Origin of the sequence: Polaribacter sp. P097 (genome assembly GCF_036864555.1) — a bacterium.
Classification (GTDB): domain Bacteria; phylum Bacteroidota; class Bacteroidia; order Flavobacteriales; family Flavobacteriaceae; genus Polaribacter.
The window spans coordinates 424,019-443,354 of the sequence record NZ_JAZETJ010000002.1; the positions used below are offsets into that span (position 1 = coordinate 424,019).

At 31.0% G+C, this 19,336-nt stretch carries 19 protein-coding genes; 9 read left to right on the forward strand and 10 right to left on the reverse strand.

Going from position 1 to position 19,336, the window contains the following annotated elements; all coding sequences use genetic code 11:
* Positions 1–33: 33 nt before the first annotated feature.
* A complete protein-coding gene (locus V7R38_RS09150) occupies positions 34–612 on the reverse strand; it encodes a TetR/AcrR family transcriptional regulator (protein WP_334057782.1) in 579 nt (192 codons plus the stop codon).
* A gap of 60 nt (positions 613–672) precedes the next feature.
* The gene (locus V7R38_RS09155) at positions 673–2,028 is read right to left on the reverse strand and encodes an MATE family efflux transporter (RefSeq protein ID WP_334058653.1); all 1,356 of its coding nucleotides are present in this window, start codon (positions 2,026–2,028) and stop codon (positions 673–675) included.
* A 104-nt stretch (positions 2,029–2,132) separates the two neighbouring features.
* Between V7R38_RS09155 and V7R38_RS09160 the strand changes: the two genes are divergently transcribed.
* Genes V7R38_RS09160 through V7R38_RS09175 form a run of 4 tightly spaced genes read left to right on the forward strand, consistent with a single transcriptional unit; the run spans position 2,133 to position 4,772 of the window.
* Positions 2,133–2,528 (forward strand): acyl-CoA thioesterase, encoded by a 396-nt coding sequence (locus V7R38_RS09160; RefSeq protein ID WP_334057784.1) that lies wholly within the window; start codon positions 2,133–2,135, stop codon positions 2,526–2,528.
* Between the two features lie 28 nt (positions 2,529–2,556).
* Positions 2,557–3,678: a DEAD/DEAH box helicase gene (locus V7R38_RS09165; RefSeq protein ID WP_334057786.1), complete on the forward strand. Its 1,122-nt coding sequence runs from the start codon at positions 2,557–2,559 to the stop codon at positions 3,676–3,678.
* On the forward strand, positions 3,679–4,305 hold the full coding sequence (locus tag V7R38_RS09170) for a trimeric intracellular cation channel family protein (protein ID WP_334057788.1): 627 nt from the start codon (positions 3,679–3,681) through the stop codon (positions 4,303–4,305).
* 2 nt (positions 4,306–4,307) lie between these two features.
* Complete coding sequence (locus V7R38_RS09175; RefSeq protein WP_334057790.1) at positions 4,308–4,772, forward strand: MaoC family dehydratase; 465 nt, start codon at positions 4,308–4,310, stop codon at positions 4,770–4,772.
* Positions 4,773–4,818: 46 nt separating this feature from the next.
* Here V7R38_RS09175 and V7R38_RS09180 read toward each other — a convergent pair whose 3' ends face one another.
* Together V7R38_RS09180 and V7R38_RS09185 are read right to left on the reverse strand one after the other, a co-directional pair.
* Positions 4,819–8,202 (reverse strand): amidohydrolase family protein, encoded by a 3,384-nt coding sequence (locus V7R38_RS09180; protein ID WP_334057792.1) that lies wholly within the window; start codon positions 8,200–8,202, stop codon positions 4,819–4,821.
* A gap of 89 nt (positions 8,203–8,291) precedes the next feature.
* Positions 8,292–8,708 carry a hypothetical protein gene (locus tag V7R38_RS09185; RefSeq protein ID WP_334057794.1) on the reverse strand — a complete coding sequence of 139 codons (417 nt, stop codon included), beginning with the start codon at positions 8,706–8,708 and terminating at the stop codon, positions 8,292–8,294.
* Between the two features lie 116 nt (positions 8,709–8,824).
* On the opposite strand from V7R38_RS09185, the gene V7R38_RS09190 reads away from it, so the two are divergent.
* Positions 8,825–9,268, forward strand: coding sequence for a hypothetical protein (locus V7R38_RS09190; RefSeq protein ID WP_334057796.1), 444 nt, complete (start codon positions 8,825–8,827; stop codon positions 9,266–9,268).
* A gap of 1 nt (position 9,269) precedes the next feature.
* Complete coding sequence (locus tag V7R38_RS09195; RefSeq protein WP_015480329.1) at positions 9,270–9,470, forward strand: helix-turn-helix transcriptional regulator; 201 nt, start codon at positions 9,270–9,272, stop codon at positions 9,468–9,470.
* Between the two features lie 50 nt (positions 9,471–9,520).
* Here the strand turns inward: V7R38_RS09195 and V7R38_RS09200 are convergent, their stop codons facing one another.
* The 5 genes from V7R38_RS09200 to V7R38_RS09220 all read right to left on the reverse strand — a co-directional run bounded on the left by V7R38_RS09200 (position 9,521) and on the right by V7R38_RS09220 (position 15,851).
* Positions 9,521–10,921: a TolC family protein gene (locus V7R38_RS09200; RefSeq protein WP_334057798.1), complete on the reverse strand. Its 1,401-nt coding sequence runs from the start codon at positions 10,919–10,921 to the stop codon at positions 9,521–9,523.
* A 33-nt stretch (positions 10,922–10,954) separates the two neighbouring features.
* Positions 10,955–12,313 (reverse strand): HlyD family secretion protein, encoded by a 1,359-nt coding sequence (locus tag V7R38_RS09205; RefSeq protein WP_334057800.1) that lies wholly within the window; start codon positions 12,311–12,313, stop codon positions 10,955–10,957.
* 6 nt (positions 12,314–12,319) lie between these two features.
* Entirely contained in the window at positions 12,320–13,984 is a 1,665-nt protein-coding gene (locus V7R38_RS09210) for a peptidase domain-containing ABC transporter (RefSeq protein ID WP_015480326.1), read from the reverse strand.
* Complete coding sequence (locus V7R38_RS09215; RefSeq protein ID WP_041383327.1) at positions 13,977–14,660, reverse strand: TetR/AcrR family transcriptional regulator; 684 nt, start codon at positions 14,658–14,660, stop codon at positions 13,977–13,979. The genes V7R38_RS09210 and V7R38_RS09215 overlap by 8 nt, the downstream gene beginning before the upstream one ends.
* Before the next feature lie 162 nt (positions 14,661–14,822).
* Positions 14,823–15,851 (reverse strand): hypothetical protein, encoded by a 1,029-nt coding sequence (locus V7R38_RS09220; RefSeq protein WP_334057804.1) that lies wholly within the window; start codon positions 15,849–15,851, stop codon positions 14,823–14,825.
* Positions 15,852–16,141: 290 nt separating this feature from the next.
* Here V7R38_RS09220 and V7R38_RS09225 point away from each other — a divergent pair, with 290 nt between their 5' ends.
* Positions 16,142–16,594, forward strand: coding sequence for a cold-shock protein (locus V7R38_RS09225; RefSeq protein WP_015480323.1), 453 nt, complete (start codon positions 16,142–16,144; stop codon positions 16,592–16,594).
* A gap of 52 nt (positions 16,595–16,646) precedes the next feature.
* Here V7R38_RS09225 and aroB read toward each other — a convergent pair whose 3' ends face one another.
* Positions 16,647–17,705 carry a 3-dehydroquinate synthase gene (gene aroB, locus V7R38_RS09230; protein ID WP_334057806.1) on the reverse strand — a complete coding sequence of 353 codons (1,059 nt, stop codon included), beginning with the start codon at positions 17,703–17,705 and terminating at the stop codon, positions 16,647–16,649.
* An 89-nt stretch (positions 17,706–17,794) separates the two neighbouring features.
* On the opposite strand from aroB, the gene V7R38_RS09235 reads away from it, so the two are divergent.
* Entirely contained in the window at positions 17,795–18,961 is a 1,167-nt protein-coding gene (locus tag V7R38_RS09235) for a proline dehydrogenase family protein (RefSeq protein ID WP_334057808.1), read from the forward strand.
* The gene (locus V7R38_RS09240) at positions 18,958–19,248 is read left to right on the forward strand and encodes an LETM1 domain-containing protein (protein WP_334057810.1); all 291 of its coding nucleotides are present in this window, start codon (positions 18,958–18,960) and stop codon (positions 19,246–19,248) included. The genes V7R38_RS09235 and V7R38_RS09240 overlap by 4 nt, the downstream gene beginning before the upstream one ends.
* Positions 19,249–19,336 lie beyond the last annotated feature (88 nt).

Consider the following 19,336-nt stretch of genomic DNA (forward strand, 5'->3'; position numbering starts at 1 on the left):
GAAACGTTCGTTTCAAATTAGTTTAAAAAAAAATTACTCTAATATAGAAACTGCTGTTTGAATAATAGTTTCTAAATCTTTCTTGTCATTTAATATAATACCACTAATTCTTATTCCCTGAAAAGAAGAAAGTAAATAAAGACCATATTCTCCAGCAGTTCTTTTAGTATTAAAAAGTCCATTATCTTGACCTTTCTGAACTAAGCTTGTAAATAATTCCTGCATTTGAAGGTTATTGTTTAACAGAATGGGTTTAACACTAGCTTCTTGATTGGCCATTTCAGAAGCACAACTATTAAACAAACAGCCCTTTTTTAATTCTTCTTCATTTTCAGAAATGGCTAAAGAAAATATTGCTTTAATGTTTTCTAAAACGCAGTTAGATTTTTCTAAACAATCATTTACTGCAATTCTAGAGTTTCTTTTATAAGCAGCTAAACATAGTTTGTATAACTCTAATTTACTTCCAAAAGAATTGTAAATGCTAGACCTGTTTAAGCCTGTAGCATCTACTAAATCCTGCATAGAAGCTAGGTTGTAACCTTTAGAATGAAATACTTCTAAAGCCTTGATTATAATTTCTTCTTTATTAAAATTTTCTACTTTTGGCATTTATTTGAAATGAACGTTTCAAATGTACAATCTTTTTTTTAATTAGGAAGAAAAGGTTTGTTAATTTTTTACTATTGAAGAATTTAAATTTTTATCTACTTCTCTTTTAAGTACCAAAACAGTAACAATTGTGGACAGTGTATCTGCAATAGGAAAAGACCACCAAACACCAGCAACACCATAATATTTTGGTAAAAAGTAGGCTAGAGGTATTAAAAATATACCTTGCTTTAGTAAGGTTAATATAAGTGCTGGAACAGCTTTACCTGCTGCTTGAAAATATGCAGAGCCTATCAATTGCATAGTTACAATTGGTGTAACTAAAAATACAATAAGCATTGCATTTGGGGTTTCACTTAATAAGGTTTTGTCTTGTGTAAATATGAATATGATTTGTTCTTTAAAAACAACTATTCCTATAAAGATTATTGTGCCCAAAAGAGATCCAAAATAAATAGATTTCTTTATAGTTTCCTTTACTCGATCATTTTTATTTGCACCAATATTAAATCCTGCTACTGGTAAAAAACCTTGCGAAACTCCTAATACAGGAGATAGTGCAAACATCATTACTCTGTTTATAATTCCAAATATTGATATGGATATTTCTCCTCCATACGTAAATAAAGAATAATTTAAGACGATCATTAAAATGCTTATAGCCCCTTGTCTTACAACAGAAACTCCACCTAATTCTACAATTTCTCTAACAATTTTTATATCTAGTTTAAAGTTTTTAGGAATAATTTTTAATTCACTTTTTTTAGATAAAAAGAAGTACAGAATATACAAACCACAACTGGCAAATGAAATAGAAGTGGCTAAGCCAGCTCCTGTCATACCCCAATCAAAATATTTTATAAAGATGATATCTAACACAATATTTAATACAGCAGGTATCATCATAGCATACATGGCAAATTTAGGTTTACCTTCTGCGCGTATAACAGGGTTACCCATCATTGCAAAAGCCAAAAAAGGAACTCCATAAATAACAACTGCAAAATAATCTGATGCAATAGGTAAAATATCTCCTTTTGCACCAAACAAATCTAAAATTGGGACACTAAAAAAGTTACCCAGAAGCACAAATATGATGGCTAGAATTAGCGTTAAACAAATTTGATTACCAAAAGTTAGAAAGGCTTTTTCTGAGTTTTCTGCACCTAAAGCCCTAGAGATTATAGAAGAACCTCCAATTCCTATTCCCATTCCAATAGATGAAATTAAAAAAGCAATAGGTAAAACCACTGTGATTGCTGCAATTGCTAAAACACCAATCCATTGCCCAACAAATATGGTGTCTACAATCATATTTAAAGACATAACAAGTATTCCAATAGTAGCAGGAACTGCTTGTTTTATCAATAACTTATTAATTTTTTCTGTACCTAATTCGTTTGCTAATTGTGCCATAGTTCTATGCAAATATCCTACTAATAGTTTATTAAATTGGTAAACTATCATCAATATTAGCTATACCTAAGTAAATTTTTATAAGTTTACGAAAATTGATAATTATGAATAATTTTTTCGAGGTTAAAATCGAAATAAAAGCAGAAGATATAGACGATTTAAATCATGTAAATAATGCTATTTACGTAAAATGGATGGATGAAGTTGCTTTTACGCATTGGGCACATTTAACAAAAAATCAACCAATTACAGATACCATTTGGGTGGTAAGCAGGCACGAAATTGATTATAAAAGCGAAGCTTTTTTAGGTGATGAAATTACAGCTAAAACTTATGTTGGCAATACTAAGGGTGTAACCTCTGAACGATTCATAGAATTTTATAAGGGTGAAACTCTTTTAGCCAAATCAAAAACCATATGGGTTTTATTAGATGCAAAAAGTTACAAACCAGTTAGAATAAGAGAAAACATTTTAAATCTATTGCAACCTTTTAAATAAAAGTATCTTTGCACAAAATTTAAAAAGCATGTCAACATTTGCAGCATTAGGAATTAGAAAAGATTATATAAAATCGATAAAAGAAATTGGGATTACAAAACCTACAGATATTCAAGAAAAAGCAATACCTGTATTACTAAAATCACCTACAGATTTTATTGGTTTAGCACAAACAGGTACTGGTAAAACTGCTGCTTTTGGGTTGCCTGTATTACATCATATAGATGCTAATTCAGATCATATTCAGGCTTTAATTCTTTCTCCAACTAGAGAGTTGGTGCAGCAAATTAAAAAACAATTGTTCAAGTTTACGAAATATGTAGATGATCGTATTTTTTTAGAAGCCGTTTTTGGTGGAGAAAAAATAGATAAACAAATGAATAATTTAAAGAGAACCACGCATATTGTAATTGCAACTCCTGGTCGTTTAATAGATTTAATTGAAAGAGGTGCAGTTGACATAAGCCATGTAAAAACAGTAATTTTAGATGAGGCTGATGAGATGTTAAGCATGGGGTTTAAACAAGATTTAAACCGAATTTTAAAGTTCACTAATAAATCTGATAGAAAAACATGGTTGTTTTCTGCAACAATGCCAGATGAAATTAAGCGCATTGTAAAAACTTATATGGATGCTAATGCACCTAGAATAGAGATTAATAAAAATACATTGGTTAACGCCAATATTCGTCATCAATTTGCCAAAACTACCTTAAAAGAGAAGGTAGCAGATATTATTACATTTCTAGAAAAAAGACAAGGACAAAGGGGTATTATCTTTTGTAGAACAAAAGCAGGTGCTCAAAATTTAGCTAAACAATTGGTAGATGAAGGCTTTTCTGCAGCTGCTTTAGAAGGCGATATGCAACAGAAAGAACGTGATAAAGTAATGCGTGCTTTTAAAAACGAAAGTTTACAATACTTAATATCTACAGATGTTTCTGCACGTGGAATTGATGTTAGAGAATTAGAGTTTGTAATTCATCATCAATTACCAGAACAATTAGAATATTATACACATAGAAGTGGTAGAACAGCAAGAGCTGGTAAAACTGGTACATCTTTAGCCTTTATTTTACCATCAGAATTAGAAAAAATTCATCAACTTCAAAAAGAGTTGAACATTAAATTTACAGAAGTTACAGTGTAAATGAATTTAATTTATACCATAGATATTTTAGGAACCTTTGCATTTGCTATAAGTGGTGCACTTGTTGCTTCAGACAAAAAGTTCGATTTATTTGGTGTACTTATCATTGCTTTTGTAACTGCTGTTGGTGGTGGAATGTTGCGTGATATTTTAATCAATGCTCATCCAATAAATTGGATTGGCGATTTAAATTATTTATGGACAATTTTCTTAGCGGTTTTTTTAACATTCTTATTCAAAAGTAAAATTGCATTCCTAAGTAAAACCTTATTTTTATTCGATACTATTGGTATTAGCGTATTTACTTTATTAGGTTTGCAAAAGGGTTTATCTTTTGATTTGCATCCATTAATTGCTTTAATTATGGGAATGATTTCTGCCGTTTTTGGTGGAGTTCTAAGAGACGTATTAACGAACAAGGTTCCCTTAATTTTTGAAAAAGAAATTTATGCATCAGCCTGTTTGGCTGGTGGTTTATCGTATTTAGTTTTAAATTTAGCAGAGGCTCCAAAAGACATTAATTTTATAATCTCTGCTTCTGTAATTATCATCATTCGTTTAGTTTCTGTAAAATACGAATTGGAATTGCCCAAAATTAATGACGATTTATTCTCTAAAAAACAATAACTATGAAAGCACAAGAATTTAAAAATTTTGAAGAGTTTAAAACAATGCTTGGTAAGGATTTACCAAAAGGCGAGTGGTATACAATTAATCAAGAAATGATTAATGACTTTGCGAATGCCACTTTAGACAAGCAATGGATACATGTTGATGAGGAAAGAGCAAAAAAAGAATCGCCTTTTAAAAGCACTGTAGCACATGGCTTTATGTCTGTAGCTATGATTTCTAGAATGCTAGAGGAAGCATTTACCATTAAAAGTGTAAAAATGGGTTTAAATTATGGTTTAAACAAAGTTCGTTTTCCAAATCCTGTGCCTGTAAATAGTGAGTTACGTATGCTAAGTTCTGTTAAAGAAATTGAGACTTTGGCAAATAACGGAATTAAAGTAGCTTTTAATTGCACTATCGAAATTAAAGGTCAAGAAAAACCTGCATGTGTAGCCGAATTCTTGGCTGCCTTATTTGAATAAAGAGATAAAAAAAAACTCTCAACTTAGAAAGTGAGAGTTTTTAATTTTAATTCTGAATACCAGGTAAACCATTTGGTTTTTTCTGATGCCACCAAAAATCGGTAGCTTTTTTCTGCCTTGGATAAACTTCATCCAAATTATTGGCATTATATAAACGCCCGTTTTTCATCACTTGGTAAATAGTATTGGTATTTCTAATATCATCTAAAGGATTTTTATCTAGAATGATAAAATCTGCCATTTTTCCAACTTCTAAAGAACCAATATCACCATCTAAACCAATTGATTTAGCACCAAGAATGGTAGTCGCTTTTAAGGCATTCATTTTACTTGTTCCAGAAGCGGTTGCCCAAAGCTCCCAATGAAAACCTAAGCCTTGCAATTGTCCATGACTTCCAACACCTGTTAATCCACCAGCATTAATTAAATCCTCTACAAATTTTGCATGCTCCGTAAATATATGTTCTTCATCCATAAACCAACCTGGTCTTCTTCTAGCTTTACTCGCTAAATCTGTATAAGGTGTAAAGTATTGTAACTTTTTATCATGATATGGATTTTCTCTAGAGTAAAAATAGTTTTCAGCCCAAGGTCCTCCATAAGAAACTAAAAGAGTAGGAGTGTAAGCGATTTGAGATTCTGCCACAGATTGAATAATATCTTTATACAAAGGTGTTACTGGGTATGAATGTTCATGCCCTGGATAACCGTCTAATATTTCTGTAATATTTAATTTAAAATCTAGAGCACCCTCTGTGGTTGGCATTAATTGTTGTTCTTTGGCAGCTTTAATTACCCATTGTCTATGTTGTCTATTCCCAACAATGTACATTTTAATGGTATTCGTGTTGTAATATTTACTGTACTTTTTTAAAGCTTCTTTGGTTTGATCATAGCTTTTTAAGTTATATGCCCAATACCCTAAACCAGGCCCTGTAGAATAGGCTCTTGGCCCTAACATTTCACCAGTTTTTACCAAATCAAAATACGTAAGAACATCTGTTGTACCTGTTTGCGGATCTCTAGAAGCTGTAACACCATAAGCTAAATTTGCTGCGTAAGACCATATTTGCTTTTTATGTATGCCTGCATAGGTTCTTAAATGAGAATGTGTGTCTACAAAACCAGGTATAATTGTTTTTCCTTTTGCATCTATGATTTTAGCATTTCTAGGCACTTCTAATGAACCAGCTTCACCAATTGCTTTTATTCTATTATTTACTACTAAAATATCTCCATTTTCAATAACTTCATTGTTGTTCATAGTTATTAAACGAGCTCCTTTAATTAGGGCAGTTCCATTTGGAATATCTCTTTTAATAGGCACATTAACATCAATTTCGAATGGTTGATAGGTTTCATCCTTTTTATTTTTTTTAGCAGCTTCTTTATCTTTTTTCTCTTCTTTTTTTCTTTCTTCGTCAGATAGTTTAGCGAGTTCTTCTTTTCTTGCTTTCTTTTTATCTTTTAAATCTTGTTCAACTTGCTTTGCCTCTTTTAAATTGTAACTAAAAAATGCCTTACCTAAAGCCCAATGCACACTGTTGCCATCTTTAGACCATGAAGGAAATTCACCTCCAAAAGTGGTTAATTTCCATGAAGGGAATGATGCAGAAGAAGGGTTAGATACAGAGATTGTAGGCGTTTGTCCATATTTAGGAACTGTTACCACATACACATCATTTGTAATTAAAGCCATTGCTTTATCTCCTTCTGGAGCCATATACACTTCTACAGGTCTAGAAGCATTGTTTCTTTCTTCACTTACATCATCATCTACATGTCCAAAATCAACATTGTCTTTATGAGAATTACCAAAAGTTACAATACCTCTAATGCTAACAATTTTCTTTTCATCTGTTCCATCCCAACGAATTGAGCTTAAACCAGATCCATTACTTAAATATATTCTATCGTCACTTTTTACAAAATGAGGATTTCTTCTTCCATTAGTTTTAGTGATAAAATTTACTTCTCCACCATCACTTGAAATCCAAGCTAAATCTTCACTCCCAGAAAAGGCACCTCTAGTGTAGGCGTTTTTAAAGTTTTGAGCACTTCCTTTCGTAAATACAATTCTATTGGTTTTTGCATCCCAAACAGGAGTGTTATATAATGCTGATGTGTTGGTTAGTTTTATTGGTTTACCTCCTTTAGCATTTACTTTATATAAATGGCCTCCATTTTTTTCAGACCAAGTAGTGTAGACAATTTCTTTACCATTTGGAGACCAATTTGGTTGCATTTCATTTACATCCATTTTAGTTAACCTTTTAGGCTTGCCATCAGGAAGTTGCATTACATATAGTTTATTTAAAGCATTAAATACAATATGTTTTCCATCAGGAGAAGTTTTTGGACTTCTGATTTGATTTGCAAACATTTCTGGATTGTCTGAAATAGGGTATTTAAATTCTAATTTTGGTCCTATAGCCAAATCTACATCTACCTCAAAAGGAATTTCTATTGCCTTTTCTCCAGAAATCGGAATTCTATAAATTTTACCACCATAAGATGCCAATACCTCTTTATTATTTGGGGTAAATACCATTGCTGGTAAAACGCCTAAAGAAGCCACAGACTCTTGCTCATCTCTTTGAACAGGATAAGCCAACCAGTTTTCATCACCAGAAATTAAATCTCTTAAAACCAAGCCAGTTTTTTCTTCATATCTAGAACCATATACCATGTATTTACCATCACTTGAAAGTGTAGGTGTAAATGCAGAACCATATCTCGAAGTTACTCTCGTAGATTTCCCGGTTTCTAAATCATATCTAGAAATTTGATATTGAGGTAATTGTGCATTGTAGTTCCAACCACCAGTTCTTGATGAATAATAAATATACTTATTATCTGGGCTAAAAACAGGTTCTACAGTTTTAAGACTTGCAGGTTCTTTAATTAGTTGTGTACCACTTCCTGCATCTTTATGATACAAATGTAATTTTAAGTTTCTTTTACCTTTAGCAGCAACAATATATTCGCCATCTGGAGACCAAGCTACAGATTCAACTGCACCTCTTTTGTCTTTGGTTACTTGTCTTGTTTCTTTTGTTTCCAAATTTAAAATCCAAACATTATCATTACCACTTCTGTCTGATGCAAAAGCGATGCTTTTACCATCTGGACTATAGCTAGGTTTTGTATCTAAGGCTAAACCATCTGTAATTCTAGTGGCTTTAACACCTGAAAAAGGAATGGTATATAAATCACCAAGCATACTAAAAATGATTGTTTCACCATCTGGACTGATATCTAAAGACAACCAAGTACCTTCTGTAGTTTTAAAGTTTATTTTTCTTCCACTTTCTAAAGGCAATTCTTTAAACTTTTCTTGACCAGATAAGGAGTCTTTTTTTTGAGCGTTCAAAGGGAATGAAAGCAATCCTATAAAAAACGCAATTATAAATTTGTATTGTAGTTTCATAAAATTTGAATGGGTTTAATAATTAGTAGGAAAATTTAATAAATATGATTGATAAAAAAAAGCTGCATAAAGCAGCTTTTTTCGGTTGGTTAATTTAATAATCCTTCTGTAATAGACCTTTTAGAATACCAAATTAAAAAGATGCAGAAAATAATAATCATAATTGGCATAACTACACTAGATAGATCTACTGTGGCTAATAAATATCCTTGTTGGGCAATTGCACAAACTCCAGATACTATAAATAAATAATAGGCCAATTTTTTTCTAGCTAGTAGTAAAATACAAGCTAAAGCTCCACCAAAAACGGCTAGTGCAAAAAGAGCTGTATACCAAGCAGGATGCTCTACTAGAAATTCAGCTTGCTGTTCTTCTGGAAAAGTGGCTATCATTTCATCTGTCATAAAGGCTTGGACTAAGTAAGCGCCAACGCCCATTAAATTCCAAATAAGTGCCAATACCGCAATTATATAAAATTTAGTACTCGGTTTTTTCTTGATATTCATTATGTAGTTCTTTGGTTGATTTTTTAAATGTAGTAAAAAATTTGCAAAATCTTAAAATGTAAAGTATATTTGTCATTATATAAAAAGCATTTGTCAATTTGTAAAACAAAATTAAAATGAATAAGCAATCAATCTGTGAAAGGGAAAGAAGTTATGTAGAAAAAATGAACAAGTTTCAACTGCATCATAAGTATAAAAAAATAGGATACATCATATCATTATCGGCTTTTGCTTTAATGATTGCTAAAAAGTTTGTAGATGAACCAACTTGGGTAAAACCAGTGTTATCTGGTTTATTATTAATTGGTATGCTAGTTATTTCTTTAGCCAAAGAAAAAGTAGAAGATGAGTATATAGATAGTTTACGATCTCAATCTTACAGAATTGCCTTTATTTTGGTAATTCTTTATGCCTTAGTGCAACCCTTAATAAATTACGGAGTAGGTCTACTTTTTGATGAAACAGAGAAATTACAGGGTTTTGATTACTTTCAAGTATTGTTTTATATGCTAGTAGTTCAGTTAATGGTTTTTTGGCAACTGAAAAGATTTAATAAATAAGATGAAGAATACACTAAAAGTACAACGTGCTATTTTAAATCTTACACAAGACGATTTAGCGAAACAAATTGGCGTTTCTAGACAAACCATAAATTCTATCGAAAAAAATAGATATGTGCCCAGTACAGTTTTGGCTTTAAAACTATCTAAAGTCTTTAATATAACTGTTAATGAATTCTTTACACTAGAAGAGGATGATTAAACTCTTGTTTAGCTTAATCATCCTCTTATCTATATTATTTATTGTAGTATTTAATCAGCTATAGAAATTACAGCTGTTTTAAATAGATTGGCTTTTGTTTCTAAATAAGAATTTTCTAAATCAATAGCCTTTAATTTGGTTTCTATAAGTTTAGATTCTCTATAATTCACTAAGAATAACGAGCTTTCACCTAAGAAGAATTTACGTTCTTCCGCTTTTAATAAAGTACCATAATCTCTTACTATATTTATAATATAATCATTCTGAGTTACATAAGAATCTAATTCTTGCTGTACTGCATTTACTTTATTTCTAATGGCAACTTTTGCAGCTTCCGTTTCAAATTCGGCATCTTGTAATTTCGCTTTCGCTAATTTTAAATCTCCTCTTTCTTTTCTTAAAAAAATCGGTAATTTAAAGCTAATTCCTGCTTTGTAATTATCAACATTAAACGAATTACCTTGCCTTGGAGTTTGCGTAATAAAATTATATTGAGCATCTAGTTGTGGTAAAAGATTGTTAGCTTTTAATCGTTTATCTACACCCAAACTTCTTACTTTAAAATTTAAAGATCTAATTTTAGGATGATTCTCTATATCAAAATTAGCATTGTTAAATAGGGCAATATTAAAAGTGGTATCTACTTTTTGTAAGGTATTTACATCTGGAATAATATTGTCTTGTAATTCTACAGGAGTATTATCATTCAACCATAAAAAGTTTGACAGCTCTAAAGAAGCTTTAACTAATTTTATACGTGCTTTTTCTAAATTTAGCTTTCGGTTATTTAAAGTAATTCCTGCTTCTACAGTATCTATAGCAGCTTTATCTCCTTGTTGAAAAGCTCTTTTAGTACTTTCAAAACGAACAACAGCATTGTTTAAGAAATTCAAATAAACATTTCTGTCATTGAATATTTTTAACCAATTAAAGTAAGATAAAGATGCATTAAAAAGAATTTCATTCACTAAAATTTGCTGATCTTCTTTAGCCTGATTTAAAAACAATTTTGCTTGTTTTAAATCGGCCATTCTTTTATTGATCAATAATCCTTTTAATAAAGATGCAGAAACTCCTGCAGCATATAAGCCATCTGTGGGTACATTTGCTTCAGGATTTAAAAACAATCCATCGTTGTTTTCAAAATTGGCCTTGAACTCCAACCCATAATAAGTAGGTATTTTAAATGTACCATTTAACTTATTGTAATACTCTTTTTCTTTAAACTGTTTGTTATCAAAATCAATTTCTATTTTAGGGTCAAAAGCACCTCTAGCTTTTAATAATTTAGCTTCACTAGTATTGATAACTAAGTTTGCTTGCTTTACAATAGGATGATAGTTTTTTACATAACCTAAAAACTCAGACAACGTCATTACAGACTCAATCTTATCCTGTGCAGTAAATTGCTGAAACATCAGTAAAAACAGAAGACCAATAATTTTTTTCATAAATTAAATTCTATAATTAATTGATGTTATAAGTTACTTTTTTGTGCTTTTTTTGCTTGCAGATTTTCCATCTGGCTGATAATAATTAGGAGGGAAGCTGTTTAACTGTCTCCATAATTCAAACCAAATTGGCACATCTTCTAAAAGTGCTATGGTTTTTGCACCAGAACCCACTCTTATGGCTGTTGGCCAAGTATGATCGGTTTCATCTGGCGCAAGTAAAATTCTATATCTACCATTATCACTGATAAAATTTTCTATGGCTACTACTTTAGCACCATAAGTTCCGTAAGAAATGTTAGGCCAACCACTAAATACAATTGCAGGCCAACCATCAAACTGCACACGTACTTCTTCACCAATATGAACTAAAGGTAAATCTATAGGTCTAATGTAAGTTTCTACAGCCAAATCATATTGTGCTGGCATAATGCCCACAATTTCTTCACCCTCTTTAAAAGTTACTCCAATTCCACCTTTTAAGGCTTTATTAATAAAACCATGTTGTGGTGCTTGTATGTATAATAAACTATTTCTAACCTTATAGTTACTATTGCTATTTTCTAATTTAGATACTTGAGCTCTGGCATCAAAACCACTAGATTGTGCTGTGAACTTATCACTTTGCGCCTTTGAAATTTTATCAGCATAGCTTGCATCAATTCTAGATATTTCTACTCGAGCATTTATTACTTCATTAATAGAGGCTAATAATTTATTTTCTTGCTCTATAATTTTTGCTTCTGTTGCTTGTAATTTTAAACGCTTTTCTTCTACATCTTTAACCGCTTTTATTCCTTCTTGTTGTAGGGTAAAATCACGATTGTACTGACTTTGAGCAATTTTTAAATTGGTTTTAGCAGCCTCGAATGCAATACTATCACTTTGTACTTTTAGTTTTGATTGTAATAGTTTGTTTTTTGCTTGCTGTAATTTTAATTTTTGTTCTTCTTTAAGCGCCTCAATTTGTCTATCTAAAGCAGCTACTTTAAAAGCATAAGCACCTACAGATGATGTTTTTGCGTTAATTTGCTCATTGGTTCTTTCAATTAACTTATCATCAAAATACTCACTTTTAATTTCAGAAATTCTAAGAATAGTATCACCTTTTTCTACATAATCTCCTTCTCTTACATACCATTGCTCAATTCTACCAGGTATTTGAGATTGAATGGTTTGTGGTCTTTGCTCAGGAGTTAACGTAGTTACAATACCATTACCAGTTATGTTCTGTGTCCATGGGAGAAACAAGAAAATAAAACCAATAATTGCAGCTGCCAATAAGAATTTATTGAATGCCTTATAGTATTCTTTTGCGTAAACTCTTCCTCCAGATTTAAACTGTCTTAAATCTACTTTTTTATGAACTTGATTGTTAGATATGTTTAACATTGTATACTAGTTTATAGCTTTAATTTCACCTTTATCAATTGTAATAGTTTGGCTGCATTCTGTTCTCCAGCTCTTTTTACTACTCACTACAATTAAAGACCAAGGTCTTGCACTATCTGTTAAATACTTAATAATATTTATAGTTTCCTCTAAATTAAATTGATCTAAAGGATCTTCTAAAATCATTATTTTTGGTTCTTTTATAATGGCTCTAGCTAAAATTATCTTTTTAGCAATTGTGTAAGACATTTGCTTACCCTCAGCATTTAAAATGGTATCTAAACCATTATTCTGTTCTTTCAAGAATTGAGATAAACCAACAATTTCTAGTACTTCAAATATTTTAGAATCTTTTATTTTATCATTACCAAAAATTAAATTTTCTCTTATGCTACCCTCAAATGGTGTTTCTTCTGATAAAGACAAACCTAGTTGAGATCTGTAATGGTTTAAGTTTAAACTACCTAAGGCTAGGTTGTTTACATAAATATTACCAGCTGTTGGCTCGATAACTCCAGAGATTAAACGAAGTAAGCTAGATTTACCTGCACCACTTTCACCTACAATTAGAATTCTACTTTTAGGTTCTATTTTAAATGATACATTCTTAATAATTGGTTTTTTTCTATTCGTTACTTCATAAGAAACATTATCTAATTCAACAGTTAAACCTGATTTAAAAATTGGTTTTTCGCCATCTTGAGATTCTAAATCTTTATCTACAACCTGACCAATTTTTTCAATTGAGGTAAGTACATCATAAAAAGATTCTAAACCTACAATTAGTTTTTCTACAGAAGCAATTACCAAAAGAATAATGATTTCTGCAGCTACAAACTGCCCAATATTCATTTCTTGGTTTAATACTAATGCACCACCAATTAAAAGTAAACTAGCAGTTACAATAACTTTAAAACCAATCATTTGCATGAATTGTAGTATCAAAATTTTGAAGTGATTTTCTCTAGCTTCAATATATTTATCTACCAATGCATCATTCTTAGACATTGCTAAATTTGTATTACCAGATAACTTAAAACTTACTACCGTTCTTGCAACTTCCTGAATCCAATGTGCTACTTTATATTTAATCTTAGATTCTACTAAACTGGTTTCTAAACCTTTTTGAGCTGTAAACTTAAATACAATATAGATTAGTAATAATAATAAAATACCAAAGATGATAAAGAATGGATGATAAAATGATAATAAAATCAAAGCAAAAATAATCTGTAAGATGGCTGTTGGCACATCTATTAATATTTTAGACAATCCTTTCTGTATAGTTAAAGTATCAAAAAACCTGTTGGCTAATTCTGGTGGATAATATTCACGCAACTCTATCATTTTCATTTTTGGAAAACGATAGCTCAATTCAAAAGATGCTCTTGTAAATATTCGTTGTTGAATGGTTTCAATAATTCTTAACTGCATTAATTGTAATGCACCAGAAAAAATTACACCTATGGTTACAGCTACAACTAAAACAATCCAAGAAGTAGATATTTGTGCTCCTTGAATTAGGTTGATAATAGCTTGAATACCTAAGGGTAATGAAAGCGAAACAATTCCGCCAAAAATGGCATAGTAAAAAATTTGAAAGATTTCTCTTTTTTCTAATTTTAAAAGTCCTAGGAAACGCTGCCAAGGAGTTAGTTTTGTGTTAGTCATTATCTTTATTTAAAGTATGAAATACTAAATGCAAAAAGAATTTTGTGGGTACTTTATTATTATCACAATTGGTAATAGAAGGGAAGTGGCTGTTTAAAAAATGCTGATGCAAACCACCTTCTATAATGGTACTTGCTAAACTTAGCGCGAATTTATATTCTGGATTCACATTTAAAATCATTTCTTCCAAACGCGTTACCAAACGCTTGTAAACTTCGAAATAGCCTTCTTTGTTATCATTATCTACCTCTTTTGTTAAGAAAGATTTTGAACTTTCGTTCACAATAATTTTATACAATAAAACCTCATTGATATGCGAAAAATTACTGTCTTTTTCTACAGTTCTTGTTAAAATAGTAATGGCTTTTTCTAACTTTTCTTCTTTATTAGAAATACTAAATGTTTCTAATACCAATTGGTATTCTAACCAAGCCCAATACCAAGAAGACAAGTATAATAAAAGCTTATGTTTGCTTTCAAAATACCTGTAAATAGAACTTTCATTAGAACCTATTCGAATACCTAACTTCTTAAAAGTAAAACTCTCAAAACCAATTTCATTAATTATAATGATACTGTTTTCTATAATTCGTTTACCTAATTGAGAGGTTTCAGGATCCTTTATATATATTTTATCTGGAACAGATATTTTTAAAGTAGATAATAAATCTTTCATGGTTTTACTATTTAAATGCAAATATAATAGCAATACTATTATTTTAGAATGTAATTCTAATTTTTAATGATTTTTTAACATTTAAAAATAAAGCATAAAGCATAAAAAAAGCCCTTCGAATCAGATCCGAAAGGCTTTCTACATATTAACTTAACTCAATTATTATTCTTTATGTAAATATACTGCAGAAGCTTTGGCTAAAGAAGAGTTGTAACTGGGTGCTACATCGCCACCTGAACCTACATTGCTAAAGGCTAAAATTCTTCCACCATTATTACCTGCTTCAGCAATAAAAACGGTTTGAGATTCACCATCATAAGCTACGTCTACTGGGTTACCTAAAAGCGTACTTGCACCAGAAACTCTTGTTTGTTGAGCCGTAGCTAATTTAGCTCCGTTTGCAGTACCACTAAATTTTGAAGTGAAATTATCAATTACATGAAACCCACCATCATCTTGGCCATTAGACGCATCACCAATATCTGTTAAAACCATGGTATCTGTCATTGCATCATAAGTTAAACCATGAGTTCTTATAATACCTTCTACAGCAATTTTCTTTGAGGTTGCCAATGTTGTAGTTGTTGTGTTGTTTAAAAAATTGGTATAAACAGCTAATTCATTAGTAGTATCTGCAATAGCATACAAATCGTTACCAATAAATATTATTCCCCATAATTTAATATCTGTGGTAATAGTATTTCTTAGTGTAAAACTATTTCCATTTTTAGTGTATACAAATAATCTACCATCATCTGTAGTATCATCTCCATCTGCATCAGCATTATCGGCTACTACATAAAAGTTGCCATTTACGGCTAATTCTCTTGGACTTGTCATATCTAAACTACCAACTACGTTTGCAGTTACAGTTGTAGAAATAAGAGAAGATGATGTAGTAATTCCTGCATAACCTTCTAAACCAAATGTAGATCTAGAGGCTTGCACAACTAGGTCCTCATCACTATTATAATAAACGCCATCAGCTGCAGAAATAGGTGTAGTTAAAGTAGAAGTAGCTACAGCACTTAAGTTCGTTACATTATATACATTTACATTACCATCGTCATTATTAGAGGTAAAAAGTAATTTTGTGTCTAGCTGTGCTGTTACGTTTGAAGTTTCGTCTGAACATGAGGTTAAACCTAATGCAATAGCACCAATAAGTGCAAGTGTCTTAATTGTTTTCATTGTAATTTAATTTTAGTTTTCAGGTATATATACGAAAGGAAGTACAACTTGGTTTTTAGTGTTTCTTTTTTAACATAATTTAACAATTGGTGCTGTTGCATTAAATTTGATTGCAGCTATTTCATAAAAGCTAATTTTTTAATACCTTTGTAGCACTAAAGAACTACTGGTAAATAAAATAGCAAATTCATTTTGTTTTTTTAAAATTGATTCTACAGCAAACGCCCTAGGTGCAATTACCTTTCTTTAGATTTAGTAAGAAAAACCACATAAAAACAGTTATATAGTTAATGGCAAAATCGCAACAGACATTTAGTAAAAGTGAAAAAGAAAAAAAACGTTTAAAAAAACGCGAAGACAAGCGTAAAAAAATGGAAGCAAGGAAAGCTGCTAAAGAAGAAAGTGGAACTTCTGGAATTCAGTTTGCTTACGTAGATCATAATGGAAACTTAACAGATACTCCTCCAGATCCAGAATTAAAAGTAGAGTATGAGTTAGAAGATATTCAAATATCTACTACTAAAAAAGAAGATTTACCAGAGGAAGATCCTGTAAGAAAAGGTAAAGTGAATTTCTTTGATTCTTCTAAAGGATTTGGTTTTATTATCGATTCTGATAATGGAGAAAAATACTTTACACACGTTAGTGGTTTAATAGATACTATTGCAGAAAATGACAAAGTAACTTTTGAACTAGAAAAAGGTATGCGTGGTATGAATGCAGTAAAAGTTAAAAAAGTATAATTGATACTTTTCTAGATATTAAAAATCCCATCATTTGTTTGATGGGATTTTTTTATGCGTTATAAAAGTGTAAACTTTCTTGTATTAAGTCTTCACTTACTTTACAATCTAATTTAAAATCTTCAAAGTCGTTTAAGAGCACAAAATTAACTTGCCCATTTACATTCTTTTTATCGTGTTTTAACAAGTCCATAATTGCTGAAAAATCTTCAGACAACAAATCAATTTTATCATAAATGGCTAAAACCACTTCTTTTAAATCATTTACTTTCTGTAAAGGAAAGTCAAGTAATTTATTAGAAATATAACTTTCACAAACCATGCCTATAGCTATGGCTTCACCATGCGTTAAGTTTTCTTTATCCTCAGATTCTAAATAAAAAGATTCTATAGCATGCCCCAGTGTGTGCCCAAAATTTAAAATTTTACGCAAGTTTTTTTCTTTAGGATCTTTAAGTACTACTTCGTTTTTAATTTCTACAGATCTAAAAATAAGGTTACTAATATTAGCCTCTTTATGCTCTTTAATATGCGCGAACAAAGAAACATCATAGGTAACACCATATTTTATAATCTCTGCCATTCCAGATTTTAATTCGCGTTCAGAAACTGTTGCTAAATATTGGTCGTCTACAATTACCATTTGCGGATTTGCAAACAGGCCAATTTGGTTTTTTAATACCCCTAAATCAACACCAGTTTTTCCACCTACAGAAGCATCTACCATAGATAATAATGTGGTTGGTATGTTTACAAAATCGATTCCTCGTTTAAAGCAAGAAGCCACAAAACCGCCCATGTCTGTAATTACGCCACCTCCTAAAGTAATTAGCAAACTTTTTCGATCTCCACCCAACTCTGTAATGGCATTCCAAAGCCCAACACAAGTTTCTAAGTTTTTATTAATTTCACCAGACTCTATTTCTATAACCTCTATTGTCTTGTCTGTCTTTAAATTAGGTATAAATTTAGGATAACAGTGTTCCATGGTATTTTCATCTACCAGAACAAATAAAGTAGAATAGTCTTTATTCTGAATTAATTTAGATAATTCTGCATAGCTTTCTTCCTGAAAATGAACAGGATAAGAAACAGCTTCTATAGTCTTCATTTTTTGTAAAATTGAAAGTGCAAAATAACTAGAATTTATATAAAAATTACTATCCAAACACTATATTTGTACCACTAAATCGATATAGTATGAAACTTTTTGATGATACAGAAGTTGCTTTTGCATTAAAATCAGATTCGCAGTTAGAGAGAGCTTATTATTTATTCAAAATGATACAAAATCAGCCTCTTGTTAAAATTGGTAGTGCTGTAACTAATTTCGCTTTAAAAGCGCATTTACCTATAGAAGGCTTAATTCGTTCTACGGTTTTTGATCATTTTTGTGGAGGAGTTACAGAAGATGATTGCTTACCTATCATTGAAAACATGTACACTAATGGTAATGTTCATAGCGTATTAGATTATTCTGTAGAAGGTAAAGACGAAGAAGCAAGCTTTAATGAGGCCTTGCAGAAAATTCTTAAAATTATCGATTTCTGTGCAGAGAAAAAATCAATTCCTTTTGCCGTTTTTAAACCAACAGGCTTTGGTCGTTTTGCACTTTATCAAAAAGTATCAGAAGGTAAAGAGCTTACTGAAAAAGAAGAAATTGAGTGGATTCAAGTCATTAAAAGATTTCACAAAGTTGCTCAAGTTGCCTTAGAAAAAGATGTACCCTTATTAATTGATGCAGAAGAAAGTTGGATGCAAGATGCAGCTGATGAGCTTATTGAAGATTTAATGGAGATGTACAATACTAAAAAAGCCATTGTGTTTAATACATTACAAATGTATAGACATGATAGAATACACTATTTACAAGCCCTACATACAAAAGCAAAAGCAAGAGGTTTTCACATAGGTATGAAGGTGGTAAGAGGTGCTTACATGGAGAAAGAGCGCAAAAGGGCCCAAGAAATGGGGTATAGAGATCCTATTTGTAAAGACAAACAGGAAACTGACGAAAATTTTAATGCTGCCATTAAGTATATGATGGACAATTCGCATATGGCTTTATTTGCAGGCACGCATAATGAAGAAAGCTCTTATTTGTTAATGGATTTAGCTAAGGAATATCAACTAAGAAATAATGATAGAAGACTTTGGTTCGGACAATTATTTGGTATGAGCGATAATATTAGTTACAACTTAGCCAAAGAAGGTTACAATGTAGCTAAGTATTTGCCTTTTGGGCCTGTTAGAGATGTTATGCCGTACTTAATTAGAAGAGCAGAAGAAAATACTTCTGTAGCTGGCCAAACAAGTAGAGAGTTAAATCTACTGCAAACAGAACGCGAGCGTAGAAAACTAAAATGAAAACAGCAGAAGAAATAAGGGCATTATTGCATAAAAATAAATTGCGATTGCATCAAGAACTCGTTCAGAGTAAAGAAGCAATGTCTTTAATTCGTAAATCTACACACGCCAAATTAACGCCAGAAGAACGTCAAAAGATATATGTTCTCATTTTAGACATTTGTAAATCTATACCAGCATTAGCAGTATTTTTATTACCTGGGGGCGCAATTCTTTTGCCACTCTTAATTAAATTAATTCCAGATATTTTACCCTCTGCGTTTCGAGAAGATGCATCAGAACACTAGCAGCTTTTCTCTAATATCTTTCTTTAAGTAAGTCGTTTGCAACCTTAACAATAAAATAATCTGTTAGATAAGGTGTAAATCGCATAGA